17 protein-coding genes and 1 riboswitch are annotated in these 14,607 nt (G+C 39.4%); of the genes, 5 read left to right on the top strand and 12 right to left on the bottom strand.

Annotated features, from left to right (window positions below; all coding sequences use genetic code 11):
- Positions 1 to 160: 160 nt before the first annotated feature.
- A complete protein-coding gene (locus TR08_RS03590; protein ID WP_045515787.1) occupies positions 161 to 445 on the bottom strand; it encodes a hypothetical protein in 285 nt (94 codons plus the stop codon).
- Between the two features lie 378 nt (positions 446 to 823).
- Positions 824 to 1,030, bottom strand: a complete 207-nt coding sequence (locus TR08_RS03585; protein ID WP_045515785.1) for a Fur-regulated basic protein FbpA — start codon at positions 1,028 to 1,030, stop codon at positions 824 to 826.
- Positions 1,031 to 1,248: 218 nt separating this feature from the next.
- Between TR08_RS03585 and TR08_RS03580 the strand changes: the two genes are divergently transcribed.
- On the top strand, positions 1,249 to 2,346 hold the full coding sequence (locus TR08_RS03580) for an AbrB family transcriptional regulator (protein WP_238579067.1): 1,098 nt from the start codon (positions 1,249 to 1,251) through the stop codon (positions 2,344 to 2,346).
- 22 nt (positions 2,347 to 2,368) lie between these two features.
- Here TR08_RS03580 and queE read toward each other — a convergent pair whose 3' ends face one another.
- From queE to queC, 3 genes are read right to left on the bottom strand one after another with little or no spacing between them, the layout of a single operon-like run.
- Positions 2,369 to 3,097 carry a 7-carboxy-7-deazaguanine synthase QueE gene (gene queE / locus TR08_RS03575; RefSeq protein WP_045515784.1) on the bottom strand — a complete coding sequence of 243 codons (729 nt, stop codon included), beginning with the start codon at positions 3,095 to 3,097 and terminating at the stop codon, positions 2,369 to 2,371.
- On the bottom strand, positions 3,094 to 3,573 hold the full coding sequence (gene queD, locus TR08_RS03570) for a 6-carboxytetrahydropterin synthase QueD (protein ID WP_045515783.1): 480 nt from the start codon (positions 3,571 to 3,573) through the stop codon (positions 3,094 to 3,096). The genes queE and queD overlap by 4 nt, the downstream gene beginning before the upstream one ends.
- Before the next feature lie 3 nt (positions 3,574 to 3,576).
- Positions 3,577 to 4,233: a 7-cyano-7-deazaguanine synthase QueC gene (queC, locus tag TR08_RS03565; RefSeq protein ID WP_045515782.1), complete on the bottom strand. Its 657-nt coding sequence runs from the start codon at positions 4,231 to 4,233 to the stop codon at positions 3,577 to 3,579.
- Positions 4,234 to 4,471: 238 nt separating this feature from the next.
- A riboswitch (PreQ1 riboswitch) is annotated at positions 4,472 to 4,518 on the top strand.
- 129 nt (positions 4,519 to 4,647) lie between these two features.
- On the opposite strand from queC, the gene queF reads away from it, so the two are divergent.
- Positions 4,648 to 5,148: a preQ(1) synthase gene (gene queF, locus TR08_RS03560; protein WP_045515781.1), complete on the top strand. Its 501-nt coding sequence runs from the start codon at positions 4,648 to 4,650 to the stop codon at positions 5,146 to 5,148.
- Positions 5,149 to 5,265: 117 nt separating this feature from the next.
- Complete coding sequence (locus tag TR08_RS03555) at positions 5,266 to 5,796, top strand: J domain-containing protein (RefSeq protein WP_045515780.1); 531 nt, start codon at positions 5,266 to 5,268, stop codon at positions 5,794 to 5,796.
- 68 nt (positions 5,797 to 5,864) lie between these two features.
- Here TR08_RS03555 and TR08_RS03550 read toward each other — a convergent pair whose 3' ends face one another.
- The 4 genes from TR08_RS03550 to TR08_RS03535 form a co-directional block, all read right to left on the bottom strand.
- Positions 5,865 to 6,290 (bottom strand): OsmC family protein, encoded by a 426-nt coding sequence (locus tag TR08_RS03550; protein ID WP_045515898.1) that lies wholly within the window; start codon positions 6,288 to 6,290, stop codon positions 5,865 to 5,867.
- A gap of 92 nt (positions 6,291 to 6,382) precedes the next feature.
- A complete protein-coding gene (locus TR08_RS03545) occupies positions 6,383 to 7,375 on the bottom strand; it encodes an aliphatic sulfonate ABC transporter substrate-binding protein (protein WP_045515778.1) in 993 nt (330 codons plus the stop codon).
- A gap of 33 nt (positions 7,376 to 7,408) precedes the next feature.
- Complete coding sequence (locus tag TR08_RS03540) at positions 7,409 to 8,170, bottom strand: ABC transporter permease (protein ID WP_045515777.1); 762 nt, start codon at positions 8,168 to 8,170, stop codon at positions 7,409 to 7,411.
- The gene (locus TR08_RS03535; protein ID WP_045515775.1) at positions 8,103 to 8,945 is read right to left on the bottom strand and encodes an ABC transporter ATP-binding protein; all 843 of its coding nucleotides are present in this window, start codon (positions 8,943 to 8,945) and stop codon (positions 8,103 to 8,105) included. The genes TR08_RS03540 and TR08_RS03535 overlap by 68 nt, the downstream gene beginning before the upstream one ends.
- A 186-nt stretch (positions 8,946 to 9,131) precedes the next feature.
- On the opposite strand from TR08_RS03535, the gene cysK reads away from it, so the two are divergent.
- A complete protein-coding gene (gene cysK / locus TR08_RS03530) occupies positions 9,132 to 10,043 on the top strand; it encodes a cysteine synthase A (RefSeq protein ID WP_045515774.1) in 912 nt (303 codons plus the stop codon).
- Between the two features lie 260 nt (positions 10,044 to 10,303).
- Positions 10,304 to 10,489, top strand: a complete 186-nt coding sequence (locus TR08_RS03525; protein ID WP_045515772.1) for a hypothetical protein — start codon at positions 10,304 to 10,306, stop codon at positions 10,487 to 10,489.
- A 76-nt stretch (positions 10,490 to 10,565) separates the two neighbouring features.
- On the opposite strand, the gene TR08_RS03520 is transcribed toward TR08_RS03525, so the two are convergent.
- The 3 genes from TR08_RS03520 to TR08_RS03510 form a co-directional block, all read right to left on the bottom strand.
- Positions 10,566 to 10,841, bottom strand: a complete 276-nt coding sequence (locus tag TR08_RS03520; protein ID WP_045515771.1) for an aspartyl-phosphate phosphatase Spo0E family protein — start codon at positions 10,839 to 10,841, stop codon at positions 10,566 to 10,568.
- Positions 10,842 to 11,040: 199 nt separating this feature from the next.
- A complete protein-coding gene (cysI, locus tag TR08_RS03515; RefSeq protein WP_045515770.1) occupies positions 11,041 to 12,759 on the bottom strand; it encodes an assimilatory sulfite reductase (NADPH) hemoprotein subunit in 1,719 nt (572 codons plus the stop codon).
- Between the two features lie 27 nt (positions 12,760 to 12,786).
- On the bottom strand, positions 12,787 to 14,589 hold the full coding sequence (locus TR08_RS03510) for an assimilatory sulfite reductase (NADPH) flavoprotein subunit (RefSeq protein ID WP_045515769.1): 1,803 nt from the start codon (positions 14,587 to 14,589) through the stop codon (positions 12,787 to 12,789).
- Positions 14,590 to 14,607: the final 18 nt, after the last annotated feature.

Below are 14,607 nucleotides of genomic sequence, written 5' to 3'. Positions count from 1 at the left end.
CTACTAATTTCCAGTATCATTTTACATATTGCTTAATTTTAAAACGAAAATCATTAAAGTTAATGAGAAATAAGTCTTACATTTTCTAGTTCAAAACGCCCAATGTACGAATAAAGAACACAAAACAAAAGAGCCCATCCATTGATCGGCTCAAAAAAAATCACAGCTTTCTTAGTGTAGAAACGATTTGGGATGCTTTTTCTACATCACTCTTTTTAACGTATATTTCGTATTGTCTGTACCGATCACCACCGAACATTGGGGTAACTGTTTGATTAAAGAAATTTTTAACTCGATACTTAATTCCGGCTTGTTTTAGTTTTTCAGTAAGTGCAAAATAACTTTCATCACGAAGAGCAATGTATAATAAAGACCATTTCCGATAAGCAAAATAATCAATTAAACTATATATCAACAATATTGGACCAAAAAAAACAATAAACATGATGAGAATGTCCAGTATGCACACATCCTTTTACCTTGATGTAAACATACATACGATTAATTTGTCATTTTGTTATCAATTTCCAGTAAAAATATTTATTTGGATTTAGCCAGGTCGCGTAGGACAATGAACTTTAAATTAAGGCTGTGTTAAACTAGCATGTTGATTTGCGCTCAAGGCGCTTCGCTTTCCGCAGGCGGTCCGTGGAGCCTCCTCGGCGCTTAAGCGCCTGTGGGGTCTCCCCTGCCCCGTCCTCCCGCAGGAGTCTCGCACCTTCCGCCAACATAGGAAAAAATCAACAATAACCTTTAACACAGCCTAAATTAAAAGCCGGTCTATTGACCGGCTTTTCTTGTATTCATCTAAGTATTTACCTCATTATTGTTGTAGTTGGTTATCTTTGTCCATCTTCCCCTTAGGTAGATTAACACTGTTTTTTTCCATATATTTATATTCTTTCTCTAGGTCACTTAAGGTCCATTCATACAGATGTCGGTCTTCTTTTTTGAATACACCATCTTTAAGCAATTTATCTATTAGATATTGCCTTCTTTGCTGGACTGCGGTTCGAAGAATGTTCTTCATACCATGTCACCTCCAGATTTTTTTAATGCTCCTTAGCTACCTATTCGATTTTAAACTCTTGCTTATTGTGTGTGTGTCGATTTTTAGCATCTTTACCTACTCTTAAAGCAAATTTCATCTTAACTTAATAAAAGAAAATAAACTGTATTTTAATTAATGGTCTATGGTATTAGCCAAGTTTTGGTATGATATATAAAAAGAAGTTAGCGGGGATGTTTTTGATAAATCTTGAAAAAAAAATAAATCGCTTTTACATAACACTGTTAATTGCTACTATAGGTGGTTTCCTATTCTCAGTATTAGGAATCCCTATTCCATGGCTTCTTGGACCAATGACTGCAGTGTTGTTGGGTTCGAGATTTGGAGGAATTCCGGTTTATTGGCCGATCCAGATTCGGGATGCAGGATTAATTATTTTGGGGTATTCAATTGGCTTATCGTTCACGAAAGAGGCTATGACCCAAATTTTTGGGCAGCTTCCTCTCATGCTGCTTTTGACGGTTGTTCTCGTTTCCTTTTGTGCAGGGATTGCCTACTTTGTTTCCAAGCTTTCTGGTGTTGATTATCCAACAATCCTAACTGGGAGCATTCCAGGTGGACTTTCGCAAATCATAACCTTTGCTCAAGAAGTAAAAGGAATCGACCTTACCACGGTTTCGTTTCTGCAGGTAACAAGAGTCATCTTGATTATTTTTTCGGTGCCTTTTCTTATCTATAGCCCTTTATTTGCGCATTCACCATCTGCACTTATTTCTACTATCGAAAATAATTCCATTCAAACCTCAGCCCCACTTTTTCCGTCTATTATTTTCTTTGCTGTTGTTTGTGTGATAAGTGCTTTTTTAGGAAAAAAGCTAAAGTTTCCAACTCCTTATATGTTAGGTCCTATCTTAGCAACAGCTGTTATGACAGTCACCGGTCTCCACGGACCCGAGCTGCCAAACTCGGTATTAGATTTTTCACAATTTATGATTGGGGGCTATATTGGCTTATTACTAAAGCCGGATAAACTGCAAAATAAAGCAAAAATAATCATACTTGCAATCATAAGTGGATTGGTCATGATTTTAGGATCATTGGGCTTAAGCATGCTCCTCGTCCATTTTTATGAGATTTCTCCCACAACAAGTTTTTTAAGCCTAACTCCAGGTGGTGCTGATCAAATGGCCATTCTCGCGCATGAAGTCAAAGCTGATTTATCCATGGTCGCTGGATTCCAATTATTTCGACTCCTATTTATCTTTTTTGCTGTACCTCCATTCCTAAGATGGGTTTTTAAAAAGAATCTATTAAAAGATGCAGAAAAGCCCAGCTAAATTAATAGGTGGGCCTTTCCATTTAAACACCGCGTTTATTACCCCAAAGCAAGGCATGGAGTTGAGGCAGTACTTTGACATTGTTTAACTGACTGTCTTCGATAACCCGATTGACCAGCCACTCATATTTATTCAGCAGCTTTTGGATCAATTCTTGGTTATTAACATTCGTGATGTCGTCATTCCCTACCTGTAGATAAAAAGGAATGCCTTCGTATCTCTTATGAACCATTCTCGCATAATCCAAATCAGCTTCATCGAAAATAACGACTTTTAAACTTACATTATTTTCATACTGGTTTTCATCTAGATTGATAAAAATCGAATCTAATATTTCAAAATTTGTTTCCATCGTCGAGCTCGGCGGCTTTGGTGATATGGTCAGTTCATCCACTTTTACGAACCAGTCCTGCCATCTGCTTCCCTGCGTTTCAAGTCCAATATTAATCTGCTTTTCTTTTAATAAACCAATCAGTGTATCTAGGTTTTTCAATAGCGCGGGATTTCCCCCTGAAATGGTTACAAAGGAGAAATTATCACCGCCAAGGGAATATAATTCTTCCCAAATTTCTTCTGCAGTCATTTGCTTGATATCGTCTTTGGCGCTGCCGTCCCACGTGAAGGCTGAATCACACCAGCTGCAGGAATAATCGCAGCCAGCGGTTCGGACAAACATCGTTTTCTGTCCAACGACCATCCCCTCGCCTTGGATAGTGGGACCAAAAATCTCTAGTACCGGAATTTTGCTCATTCCTCCATCCACTCCCTTCTTGCCTCAGCATAGCTGGTAGGCGTTTCAAAAAGGCGGACAAATTCTACTCTTGCACCGAGGAATTGATCCTTATTCTCTTCTTTCGCTAATGCTGCTTGCATTTTTTCATAAATCCAAACCACAATATTTTCAGCAGTTGTATTCATCGGAGGCAGAGTTTCATTTAGGTATCGATGATCCAGGTGAATCTCAATTTCATTTTTCCAAATTTCCTTGATATCACCAAAATCCATCATTAATCCTCTGTCATCCACATAGCCGCTAATGCCAAAGATGACTTTATAGGTATGACCATGAAGGTTCTTGCATTTTCCTTCATAGCAGTGTAAATGGTGTGCCGCATCAAAGGTAAATTCTTTACTCACCAATACACGCTTAGTATGGTATTTTAACTGTTTACGCTGAATGTCTTCATCTATTTTCTGAAGTTTATCGACTATTCTAAATCCGTACATATCTTATACCCTCCCACTTAGAAAGTCATCGAGTCCACGTTTTCTTAATAAACATGCTGGACATTCGCCGCAGCCGTCAGAAATAACACCATTGTAGCAGGTTAATGTTTTTTCACGTACAAATTCAAATGCATTTAATTCATCTGCTAATGCCCACGTTTCCGCTTTATTTAGCCACATTAATGGTGTGTGAATAACAAAGTTATCATCCATGGAAAGATTTAAGGTTACATTTAGTGATTTGACAAAAATATCACGGCAATCTGGGTAGCCGCTGAAATCTGTTTCACAAACACCAGTCACTAAATGCTTGGCACCAACCTGACGTGCTAATACTCCCGCAAAGGTGAGGAATAACAGGTTTCGTCCCGGAACAAAGGTTGAAGGAAGTTCACCTTCTCCGCCATCCTTCACTTCAATATCTGAGCGTGTTAACGCATTGGGTGCGAGTTGATTTAATAAAGACATATCTAAAATATGATGTTTTACACCTAGTTCATTGGCTATATTTTTGGCACATTCAATTTCTAAACTATGCCTTTGATTGTAGTCGAATGTGACTGCTTCCACCTCTTTAAATTGTTGTAACGCCCAAAATAAACAAGTAGTGCTGTCCTGCCCGCCGCTAAATACGACAATGGCCTTTTCTTCTTTTAACATGTTTATGGAAACTCCTTCCAAAATAGAAAAAGCCGTACCCCAAGATAGAAGTACCGCTTCATCTTAGTTTTTTTAACGAGGGGTGCTAGAACCTCTATTATTTTCTGTTTGTATGATACCATAAAAAAACGTAAAGAGTAATCTTTTAAATTTTGGGATTATTTTCTGTCCATTATTTTTCAATTGACGTTTCGCAACGTGTCCTTTATCATATGGAGAAGATAATACCCGTACTTACACGGGAGAGGTTCATAGCTGATACCCTCTATAAAAAACTATGGATACATGACTCTATGCCATGTCCATACCGGACGTGGCTTTTTGTTTTTTTATCCTTGTGGTTTTGCATAGAATGTTGGCTAGATGCTCTCCTTCGCAAAAGTGTTGGGATACATTTTACAGGGGGTTTTTTATATGTCAGGCCGCAGCCACGAAGAAGGACTAAAGGATTTAACATTATTAGGGAATCAAAATACACAATACTCTTTTGAATATGCACCAGATGTTTTGGAGGCAGTCGATAATCTTCATCCAGAGCGTGATTATTTCGTAAAATTTAATTGCCCTGAATTCACAAGCTTATGTCCGCTTACCCATCAACCTGATTTTGCAACGATGTATATTTCATACATCCCAAATAAAAAAATTGTCGAGAGTAAATCTCTTAAACTTTATCTATTCAGCTTCAGAAATCATGGCGATTTCCACGAGGATTGCGTTAATATCATTATGAACGATTTAATCAAGCTTCTGGATCCCCGATATATTGAGGTTTGGGGAAAATTCACTCCACGCGGTGGAATCTCGATTGATCCATGGTGTAACTACGGTAAACCAGGTACCAAGTTCGAAGAAATGGCAACTTTCCGTTTGATGAACCATGACCTCTATCCGGAAAAAGTAGATAATCGTTAAGTTTTAGTTTGAAAACTATTTTTAATAAAAATTAAATAGTCTTGTAAACCTGGAACGTTTTCCATATGATACATTGGGTTTAGTAATTACTAGACGAATGAAGAATGAGTTGATCATATGCTAAATGTTAAAGAGGTTACAGAACAGCTTAGAGCTGAAGGTATTACAGACAGTGAACAGGTTGTCATCCGTTGGATACTCGATGGGAAAATCAAGGCTAGAAGGACGAAGCACCTAAATCTAGAATACTCGATAAATCCAGTCGATTTAGCGTCCTTTATTTTAGAAAAAAAAATTGAGAACAATACGAAGAAGTTCGGAGTAGATTTTCACCATTGGGAAAAAACGTTTCGTGAAAATCAAAAATTCAAAGAAGAAATTGAACAGTTAAAAACCTCGATTCGGATTGAACAAGCAAAAAATAGATCCCTAAAAAGAATGCTAAAAGCTGAGTATGCTCTATCCGATACACCACCTCTGACCTTAACCTCGTTATTAGGCTTAGATCCTGGGGCAGATATAGACGTTATCAGGAAAGAATACAAGAAAATATTAAAAGCCCTCCATCCCGATAGAGGCGGAGATGAAAGACTTTTTAAAGTGTTCTATGATCACTATGAAAAGGTAAAGGATTCAGCAAAAAGCTGAATCCTTTCTTTTTTTGTTGGCTGTGTTAAAATTGTCAGTTGCTTTCCGCGGGAACAACACAGCTATTCTTATAAATCTTGATTTCCCTTTTTTCCGTTAATAGAATAGCTTGCTACTATATTTGCACTTAGTGAATGGGATACGGAGCAGTATTTGTCTTTTGATAATTGGATCGCACGGACTACTTTTTCTTCTGGGAGATCCCCTTCTACTAAATAATGAATATAAAAATCAGTAAATTTCTTTGGTTCTGTGTCTGCCCGTGTCCCCTCTACTTCCATGGCAAACCCCGTCAGATCTAAGCGCATTTTTTTCAAAATCATCACGATATCAATTCCTGTACATCCTGCAAGCGAATAAAGGAGTAACTCTGTCGGTCTGGGACCGCTATTTTGCCCACCAATTTCTTGTGCTGCGTCCATACTTAATTCATGCCCTGACGGTGTCATACCCGTAAAAGCCATATCCCCCGTCCATGTAATCGTTGATTTCATTCCTACCATTCCTTCCTCTAGGTATGTATTACTTACCTTATTTTACCTTAAAAAAAGGTTTTGAACTCATAATAAGTTCAAAACCTTTCCGTTTACTTCAATAAAGATATATCAATTAAACCTTTAATATCACTGCTTGGAATATATCCAGCTTCTTTACTGATATCAGCCATTTCCTGAATTACTTTTTCATTTACATCTGTTGTCACAGCTAAACGTGAGAATGCTGCGTCTACTTCTTCTTTGTTTAACTCTTTACCTGTAAGATCTTTTAAGTGCTTGATGACAATTTCTTTACTTTCTTCAGGATTATCTTGGATGAATTTTACCGCTTTTTTGTGAGCATCTAAATACTGCTTTGATAAGTCTTTGTTTTTCAAAAAGTCTGCTCTAGCAGCAACCACTGTATTTGTAGATTCTTTCCCCCAAGCGAATTCATCCCAGTCAAGAAGTAGCTTCCCGTTTGCTTGATTTTCAAGTACATATCCCCAAGGCTCCTGAGTCGCAGCTGCGTCCACTTGCTTTTGGATGAAAAGTGAAGCTGTATCAGCTGGAGCAGCAGCAAATAAATCTACTGTGCCTCCACTCGTTTTCGCCTTTAAGTCCGCATCTTTTAATGCTTTTCTTAGCATAACATCCTGCGTGCTTCCAATAACCGGAATCGCCACTTTTTTACCATCTAAATCAGCTAACTTTTCAACACCGCTTCCTTCAGCTGCAACAAGTACCGCTCCTCCATTCACGGCTCCTGAAATCAGGTGGTATTCCTTGTTCTTCACATAAAAGTTAAGTAATGGACCAGGTCCAACTGTACCAACGTCAATTGCCTTTGTTGCCATTGCTTCCATAAATAGTCCGCCATTTGCAACAGTTTTCGTTTCAATCTTCACATCTTTACCGAAAGCTTCTTCAAAATAGCCTTTTTCAAGCGCAACAATGGTTGCAATATGAGTTAAGTTTGGAAAATAACCGATTTTAACTGTTTTCGCCTCTTCTCCACCTTCATTCGAAGATTGAGCACATGCACTAAGCAATCCAATAAACAAAACGGTGATAAATAGATAAAGCATAGATTTTTTCAACATCTTATTCTCTCCTGGCTATATAATATTTTTTTATTAAGCTCTTCCTCGAATACCCCATTTTACTTCTACATTGCGTTCTAGCCTTGAAAAAACAACATTATCCACAATGGTCCCAATAATCGCAATGATAATCATGACAGAAATAACTAAATCCATTTGCCCGAGTGAACGACCCATTTCTAACAGCTGACCAAGTCCTCCGCCGCCTCCAAGAAGCTCTCCCGCCATCAGTGCACGCCATGAGAATGCCCAAGCAATCCGTAACCCTGAAATAATCTGCGGAACAGAGGCAGGCAGGATAACGGTACGTAGAAAATGAAAGCCGCTTGAACCATATACCTTGGCAACACGTTGATAAAGCTGTGGAACGTTTTTAAAGCCGCTTGTTGCATTGACGGTCATCGTCCACGTGGCCCCAATGGTAACAATAAACAAGATGGAAAAATCGTTTAATCCAAACCAAATGATGGCTAATGGAAACCAGACGATACTTGGAATTGATTGTAGAGCGGTAACGACAAAACCAAGCGTATCCTCGACAAGTTTATACCGCCAAATAAAATACCCTAGTATCAATCCGACAACAATCGCGATTGTGAAGCCCAGTAAAATACGACCCATACTTTTACCTATTGCCAGTGTTATTTGCCCACTGATTAACCCATTAAAGAGTGTGTCTAATACTTGAGTAAGGCTTGGAAACATAAAATCCGGAAGGCTGGAAAATCTAGATGTGACTTCCCATATCACCGCTATCGCCGCGATGAAGATGATCCGTCTTAAAGCTGTAGTCATCACCCATTTCCTCCTTCAATACTTTTTCGATTTCATCCTGTAAAATTGACAAAATTCGTTGTTCCGTATTTAATGTAACGCTGTCAGGTGTTACCCCGTCCTTCATGGTTGGAACTGGAATAATTTCCTTAATCCTTCCTGGACGTGTTGCAAAAACGACCACTTCTTCTGAAAGAAGTACAGCTTCTCTAATATTGTGGGTGATAAAGAAGATCGTTACTTTTGTCTTCCTCCAGATTTCGAGCAGCTCTTTATGCAGCACCATTCTTGTTTGTTCATCAAGTGCTGAAAAAGGCTCATCCATTAATAGGATGTCAGGCTCCATTACTAACGCTCTTGCGATTGAAACCCTTTGCTTCATTCCACCGGATAATTCGTGAGGATATGAATTCACATACCGACTGAGGTGAACCATTTTTAAAACATCCAAGGCCTTTGTTTTTGCTACTTCTTTTGGCATTTTTTTAAGAATCAGCCCGTAGGTTACATTTTCTAAAACAGTTAGCCATGGAAACAAACCTGCCTCTTGGAAAACCACTACTCTTTCTGGTCCAGGTTTTGTTACCAAGTTTCCATCAACGCGGATTTCTCCACGATCTGATTTGTCGAGTCCAGCAACAAGGTATAGCAATGTGGACTTACCACATCCTGATGGTCCAACAATTGAAACAAAGCTCCCTTTTTTAACGTTCAAATTTATTCCCTCAAGAACTTTCACGTTTTCTTTTCTATCATCAATAAAACTTTTCTCTATTCCATCTATCCTTAAATACATTTATTTTCACCTCTTTTTTAATCCCTAGTAAATCTATTGGTTTTATTATATTACAAACATTAGGTAAGTCAACTATATTTCTATTAATCTGCAAATTTTCTGCCCACTTCTTATTTAATTTTTAAATTCCATTCCTCTTTGTTAAGATAAAGGTATATTGAATAGTATTTTGGAGGTTAACACTTTATGAAGGTTGTTAATAATATCACCGATTTAATTGGCGATACACCGGTCGTTCGTCTGAACAAACTTGTTCCTGAAGGTGCAGCGGAGGTATATGTAAAGCTCGAAATGTTTAATCCATCAGGAAGTGTTAAAGACCGTGCGGCTTATAATATGATAAAGACTGCTGAGGAAAAAGAGTTAATTAAACCTGGGGATACGATCATTGAACCCACCAGTGGGAATACCGGAATCGGTTTGGCGATGACCGCCGCTGCTAAGGGTTATCGGGCGATTCTAATTATGCCCGATAATATGACAAAAGAAAGAATTAATATCTTAAAGGCATACGGTGCCGAAGTCGTTCTAACTCCAAGTGAAAAGAAAATGCCGGGAGCAATTGAAAAAGCGCTGGAATTACAAAAAACGATTCCAGGAAGTTTTATCCCACAACAGTTCGAAAACGTTGCCAATCCAGATATCCATCGAACCACGACTGCGATTGAAATCTACAATCAAATGGAAGGACGGCTCGACGCTTTTGTTGCGACCGCTGGTACAGGAGGTACGATTACTGGCACAGGTGAGAAATTAAAAGAATTGCTTCCAGATCTTTTTGTAGGAGTTGTCGAACCAAAAGGATCTCCGGTATTATCTGGCGGGCAGCCTGGTCCACATAAGTTAGTTGGAACTAGTCCTGGATTCGTACCAGTTATATTAAACACAGATGTTTATGATGAAATTTTTCAAATCTCCGATGAAATTGCCGTTGATACGTTCAAACGTTTAGCGAGAGAGGAAGGAATCTTTGTCGGACCATCTGCTGCGGCTGCTGTTTATACCGCCATTGAGGTTGCCAAACGATTAGGTACAGGGAAACGAGTGGTTTGTATTGCCCCTGATACCGGCGAACGATACTTAAGCATGGATCTATAATTTTCAGGGCGGATACTCACTGCAGTATCCGCCTCTTTTTAAAATTAACTGAATTTTCTTTAAATATTTTTCTACAAATTACTATTAAGTCTGATGGATTCCCGTCGTTATTTGCAAGAACTTTACAATTTCTAATAGAATCTGGTGATTCATGTAGATAAGTTTTTTACAGTCATAGCAGGAGAAACCCGTCTTTTTCTAAAACTATTAAAGTAGACGAAATGCTAGTCTAACGAATAAGTTGAAAGGTGGTCATTGCTATGAGCCAGGATATTACCCTACAACAAATCGCTGAAGGAGTACCGAAGACACTATTAAATGCATCTGATAGAGACATTGAAGGATTTCAAAAAATCATCGAAGAAACGATTAAACTTAGAGAAGCACATAGAAACCTGCAGAAAATGGTAAAAAGCTTCTCTACCTCTACGATTCAACGTACGTAAGAATTTTGAAGAAAAAAAAGACCCATCTTGGACTAATAGATGGGTCTAATAATAAATTATAGGAATACATATTAAATTAAGAGAATCTATTACTTTTGTAAGGAAGCAATAGTTTGTATGGTCTCTCTATTAATTTTAGCGAGTTCTGAATAAGGGTTAAAAAATCTTCTTGAAATAAGGTTAATTTAGACCGTCCCTGGTTTGCTGTTAACCGTCTATAGTCATTCAGCAGTCTATCTAGTTCCTGACTGCAAACTACTGTTTCTTCACAAGAAAGTCCTTTTGCCATTCCTAATTCTATCATCTCAGCTCTTTTTTCATTTATTGCCTCTTCTAAATCTACTTTCCTCATAACAAAAATACACCTCTAAACAATATTAATTATCTAGCTGCTTTAATCTGTTAGTCATGAAAAGAATTATAGCATGTATTTAAATCTATTTAACCGTTTCGATAAAACAAGTTAAAAAATGACAAAACTAGACGTTGTTTAAAATTTCTGACTATTTTTCATAAAAAAAAGAGACAGGATTTCTGTCTCTTTTTCCATATTATTCATGAAAATTTGTGCCATCTGTTGTAGCTTGAACGATACCAGCACGAATGACGAAATCACCGAAGTGCTCGTCTTGCTCTCGTTCTTTCGCGTAACGGGAAAGAACGACACGTAGTTCTCTCAAGATCTCTTCTTCGCCGATGTTTTCTCGGTACATTTTGCTTAAGCGGCTGCCATCATGCGCAGCTCCTAAATACATATTGTATTTGCCAGGTGCTTTACCGATAAAGCCAATCTCTCCAAGTGCATGTCGTGCACAACCGTTCGGACATCCTGTCATTCGAATCGTAATCTCTTTATTTCGGAGACCGTTCTCGTCAACAATCGTTTCAATTTTGTCGATTAGACGAGGCAAATAACGTTCTGCTTCTGCCATTGCCAAACCACATGTTGGCAGCGCAACACATGAGATCGAGCTGCGACGGAGTGCTGAAATATGCTCACCATCTGTTAAACCGTATTGTTCAACCAATTCACTAATTTTCTTCTTTTTCTGTGCTGATACATCGGCAATGATTATATTCTGATTAGACGTCAGACGGATATCACCTGTATGTATTTTGGCAATTTCCCGTAAGCCTGTCTTCAGCTTATAATCATCAAAATCTGTCACGCGTCCACCTTCAACAAACAGTGTTAAGTGCCATTTTCCACGAATACCCTTCACCCAGCCATAGCGATCACCATTGTTATCAAAATGATAAGGCTTTGCTTCACCAAGGCTCCAACCTAGGCGCTCTTCTAGTTCTGCCTTTACTGTTTCAAGTCCTAAGCGGTCAACGGTGTACTTGAAACGAGCATTTTTACGCTCAGAGCGGTTTCCGTAGTCGCGTTGGATGGTAATTACTTTTTCAGCCACATCATAGATTTGCTCTGGCTTAACGAAGCCGATTACTTTGGCAAGCTGCGGATAAGTCTCTTTGTCTCCATGAGTCATCCCCATGCCTCCGCCAATTGCTACGTTAAAGCCGACGAGTTTCCCCTCTTCCACAATCGCAATAAGACCAAGGTCTTGCGAAAAGACATCGATGTCATTCGATGGCGGCACAGCGATACCAATCTTAAATTTACGTGGTAAATAAAGCGGACCGTACATTGGTTCGACTTCTTCAACCTCTGGTGTTCCAGCCACTTTTTCTTCATCAAGCCAAATTTCATGATACGCTCTTGTTCGTGGCAATAGGTCGTTGCTCAATTTTTTTGACCATTCGTACACTTCAGCGTGGACCTCAGACTGGTATGGGTTCGAGGCACACATTACATTTCGGTTTACATCTCCACAAGCTGCAATCGTGTCTAAAAGAGCTGCATGGATTTCCTGAATCGTGCTTTTCATATTCCATTTCAAAATTCCGTGCATTTGGAAGGTTTCTCGAGTAGTCAATTTTAATGTTCCATTGCCATATTTTTCTGCTAATTCATCCATAACAAGCCATTGTTCTGGAGTAGCCACACCACCTGGCATACGAACACGGAGCATAAACTGGTAGGCAGGCTCTAACTTTTGCTTTTGACGCTCATTGCGGAGATCACGGTCGTCCTGCAAGTAGCTGCCATGGTGCTTCATTAAGCGGTTATCATCGTCTGGAATTCCTGCACTGATTCGGTCAAGCATTACTTCTTTCAGTGTTCCGCGTAAATAGTTACTTTCTCTTTTTATACGCTCTACATCGCTAGGCGCGCCATCAGGTGCCATTAATTTTTGCTTCACCATTTATGAAAATCTCCTTCCACTACTGTATCAATATACATCGCGCTGGTACCGTTTTTGCTGCTGCATATCTGCTAAATAGGCTTCTGCCTCTTCTCGGCTCAAGCTTCCTTCTTTTTCGATAATTCCAATAAGCGTTTGATGGACGTCATGTGCCATATGTTTCTCATCACCACAAATGTATACCACAGCTCCTTCTTGAAGCCATTCGAACAATTCCTTACTGTGTTCTAGCATGCGGTGTTGAACATAGACTTTTTCAGCAGTGTCACGGGAAAAAGCAACATCCATTCTTGTTAATACACCGTCTTTCAGCCATTTTTGCCATTCCGTTTGATAAAGGAAATCTGTCACAAAATGCTGGTCTCCAAAGAGCATCCAAGACTTACCTTCTGCTCCAGTCTCCTCACGCTCTTGCATAAATGAGCGGAAAGGTGCTACCCCTGTTCCTGGACCTACCATGATAATTGGAGTTTCAGGATTAGCTGGGAGCTTAAAGTTTTCGTTGTGTTGAATGTAGATTGGTACGCTGTCCCCAGGCTGCAAGCGGTCTGCGGTAAAAATAGAGCAGACACCTTTTCGGTCACGACCGTGCGCATTATAACGGACAGCACCTATCGTTAAATGAACTTCATCAGGATTCGCAGTTAAGCTGCTTGCAATTGAGTATAATCGTGCAGGCATTTTTCTAAGAATCGAAACAAATTCTTGTGGTGAGCTATTCCACGGTCCAAAATCACGAATCACATCGAGTAAATCGCGTCCCTCAAGATAGGATTTTAATTTTTCACTGTCTGTTAAAAGCTCCTGTAATTCGCTATTTGCAGTAAGGTTCACTGCTTTTTCAAGAAGCGGTTTTGTTAATGTCGTAATTTCATAGTAAGTAATAAAGGCGGCTCTTAGTGAAAGAACCTCGCCTTGTTTATTAATCGTAACGCCCTCTTCCGGGTTCCACTGCAATTCTTCAATAAGCAGATCGACAAGTTCTGGTTCATTTTCTGGATAGATTCCAAGACTGTCACCAGGTTCGAAGCTAAGTCCAGACCCTTCAAGCGATAACTCAAGATGGCGTGTTTCTTTATTGGATCCTCGACCGTTTAAGTTGAGTTTGTCTAGCACTTCTGCTTTAAACGGATTGGTTCTTGAGTAGGTTGATTCTACTGTTTGAGTAGCAGCACCCTGAGTTAATACTGAAATTCCACCTTTTGCTTCACCTAAGCTGCTAATCACTCCTACGAGCCATTCCGCTGCAGGTTCATCATAATCTAGGTCACAGTCAAAACGTGGGTAAAGTCGTGTGCCTCCGAGTTCTTCCAAACGAGCATCAAATTGTTTTCCTGTTTCACAGAAAAACTCATACGAGCTATCTCCAAGAGATAAGACTGAAAAGTTTAATTCCTCAAGCTTTGGAGCCCGCTTACCATGTAAAAACTCATGGAATGAAAGGGCATTATCCGGTGGATCGCCTTCTCCATGCGTACTTACTATAATAAGTAGATTTTTTACTTTCTTAATATTGTTCGGCTTAAAATCGCTCATGGCGGAAACCGTTACTTGGAACCCTTTCCCTTCAAGCGTCGTGCTAGCCTTTTTTGCTAAACCTCGCGCATTACCTGTTTGTGAACCGTAAAGAATGGTCACTTCCTTTGAAGCTGTCCCATCGGCTGTTTGCTGGCTTGGTACTCCTAGGACAGAAGCAATTGGCGCCGAAGCTGCACCGGCGAGGTACCCACTCAACCAAACTTTTTGTGATTCAGTAAATGTCGGTAAAAGACGATTTAGGAGTTCCGCCTGCTCCTGATTAAACGGACTGTTCATTACCTGAAGTTGCAACGTTATCCACCTCACTAT

The sequence above is a fragment of the Neobacillus niacini genome, assembly GCF_000759675.1.
Lineage (GTDB): Bacteria > Bacillota > Bacilli > Bacillales > Cytobacillaceae > Neobacillus > Neobacillus niacini_A.
The sequence above is the reverse complement of the archived record's forward strand: the minus strand, read 5'-3'. Positions and strand labels throughout refer to the sequence as shown.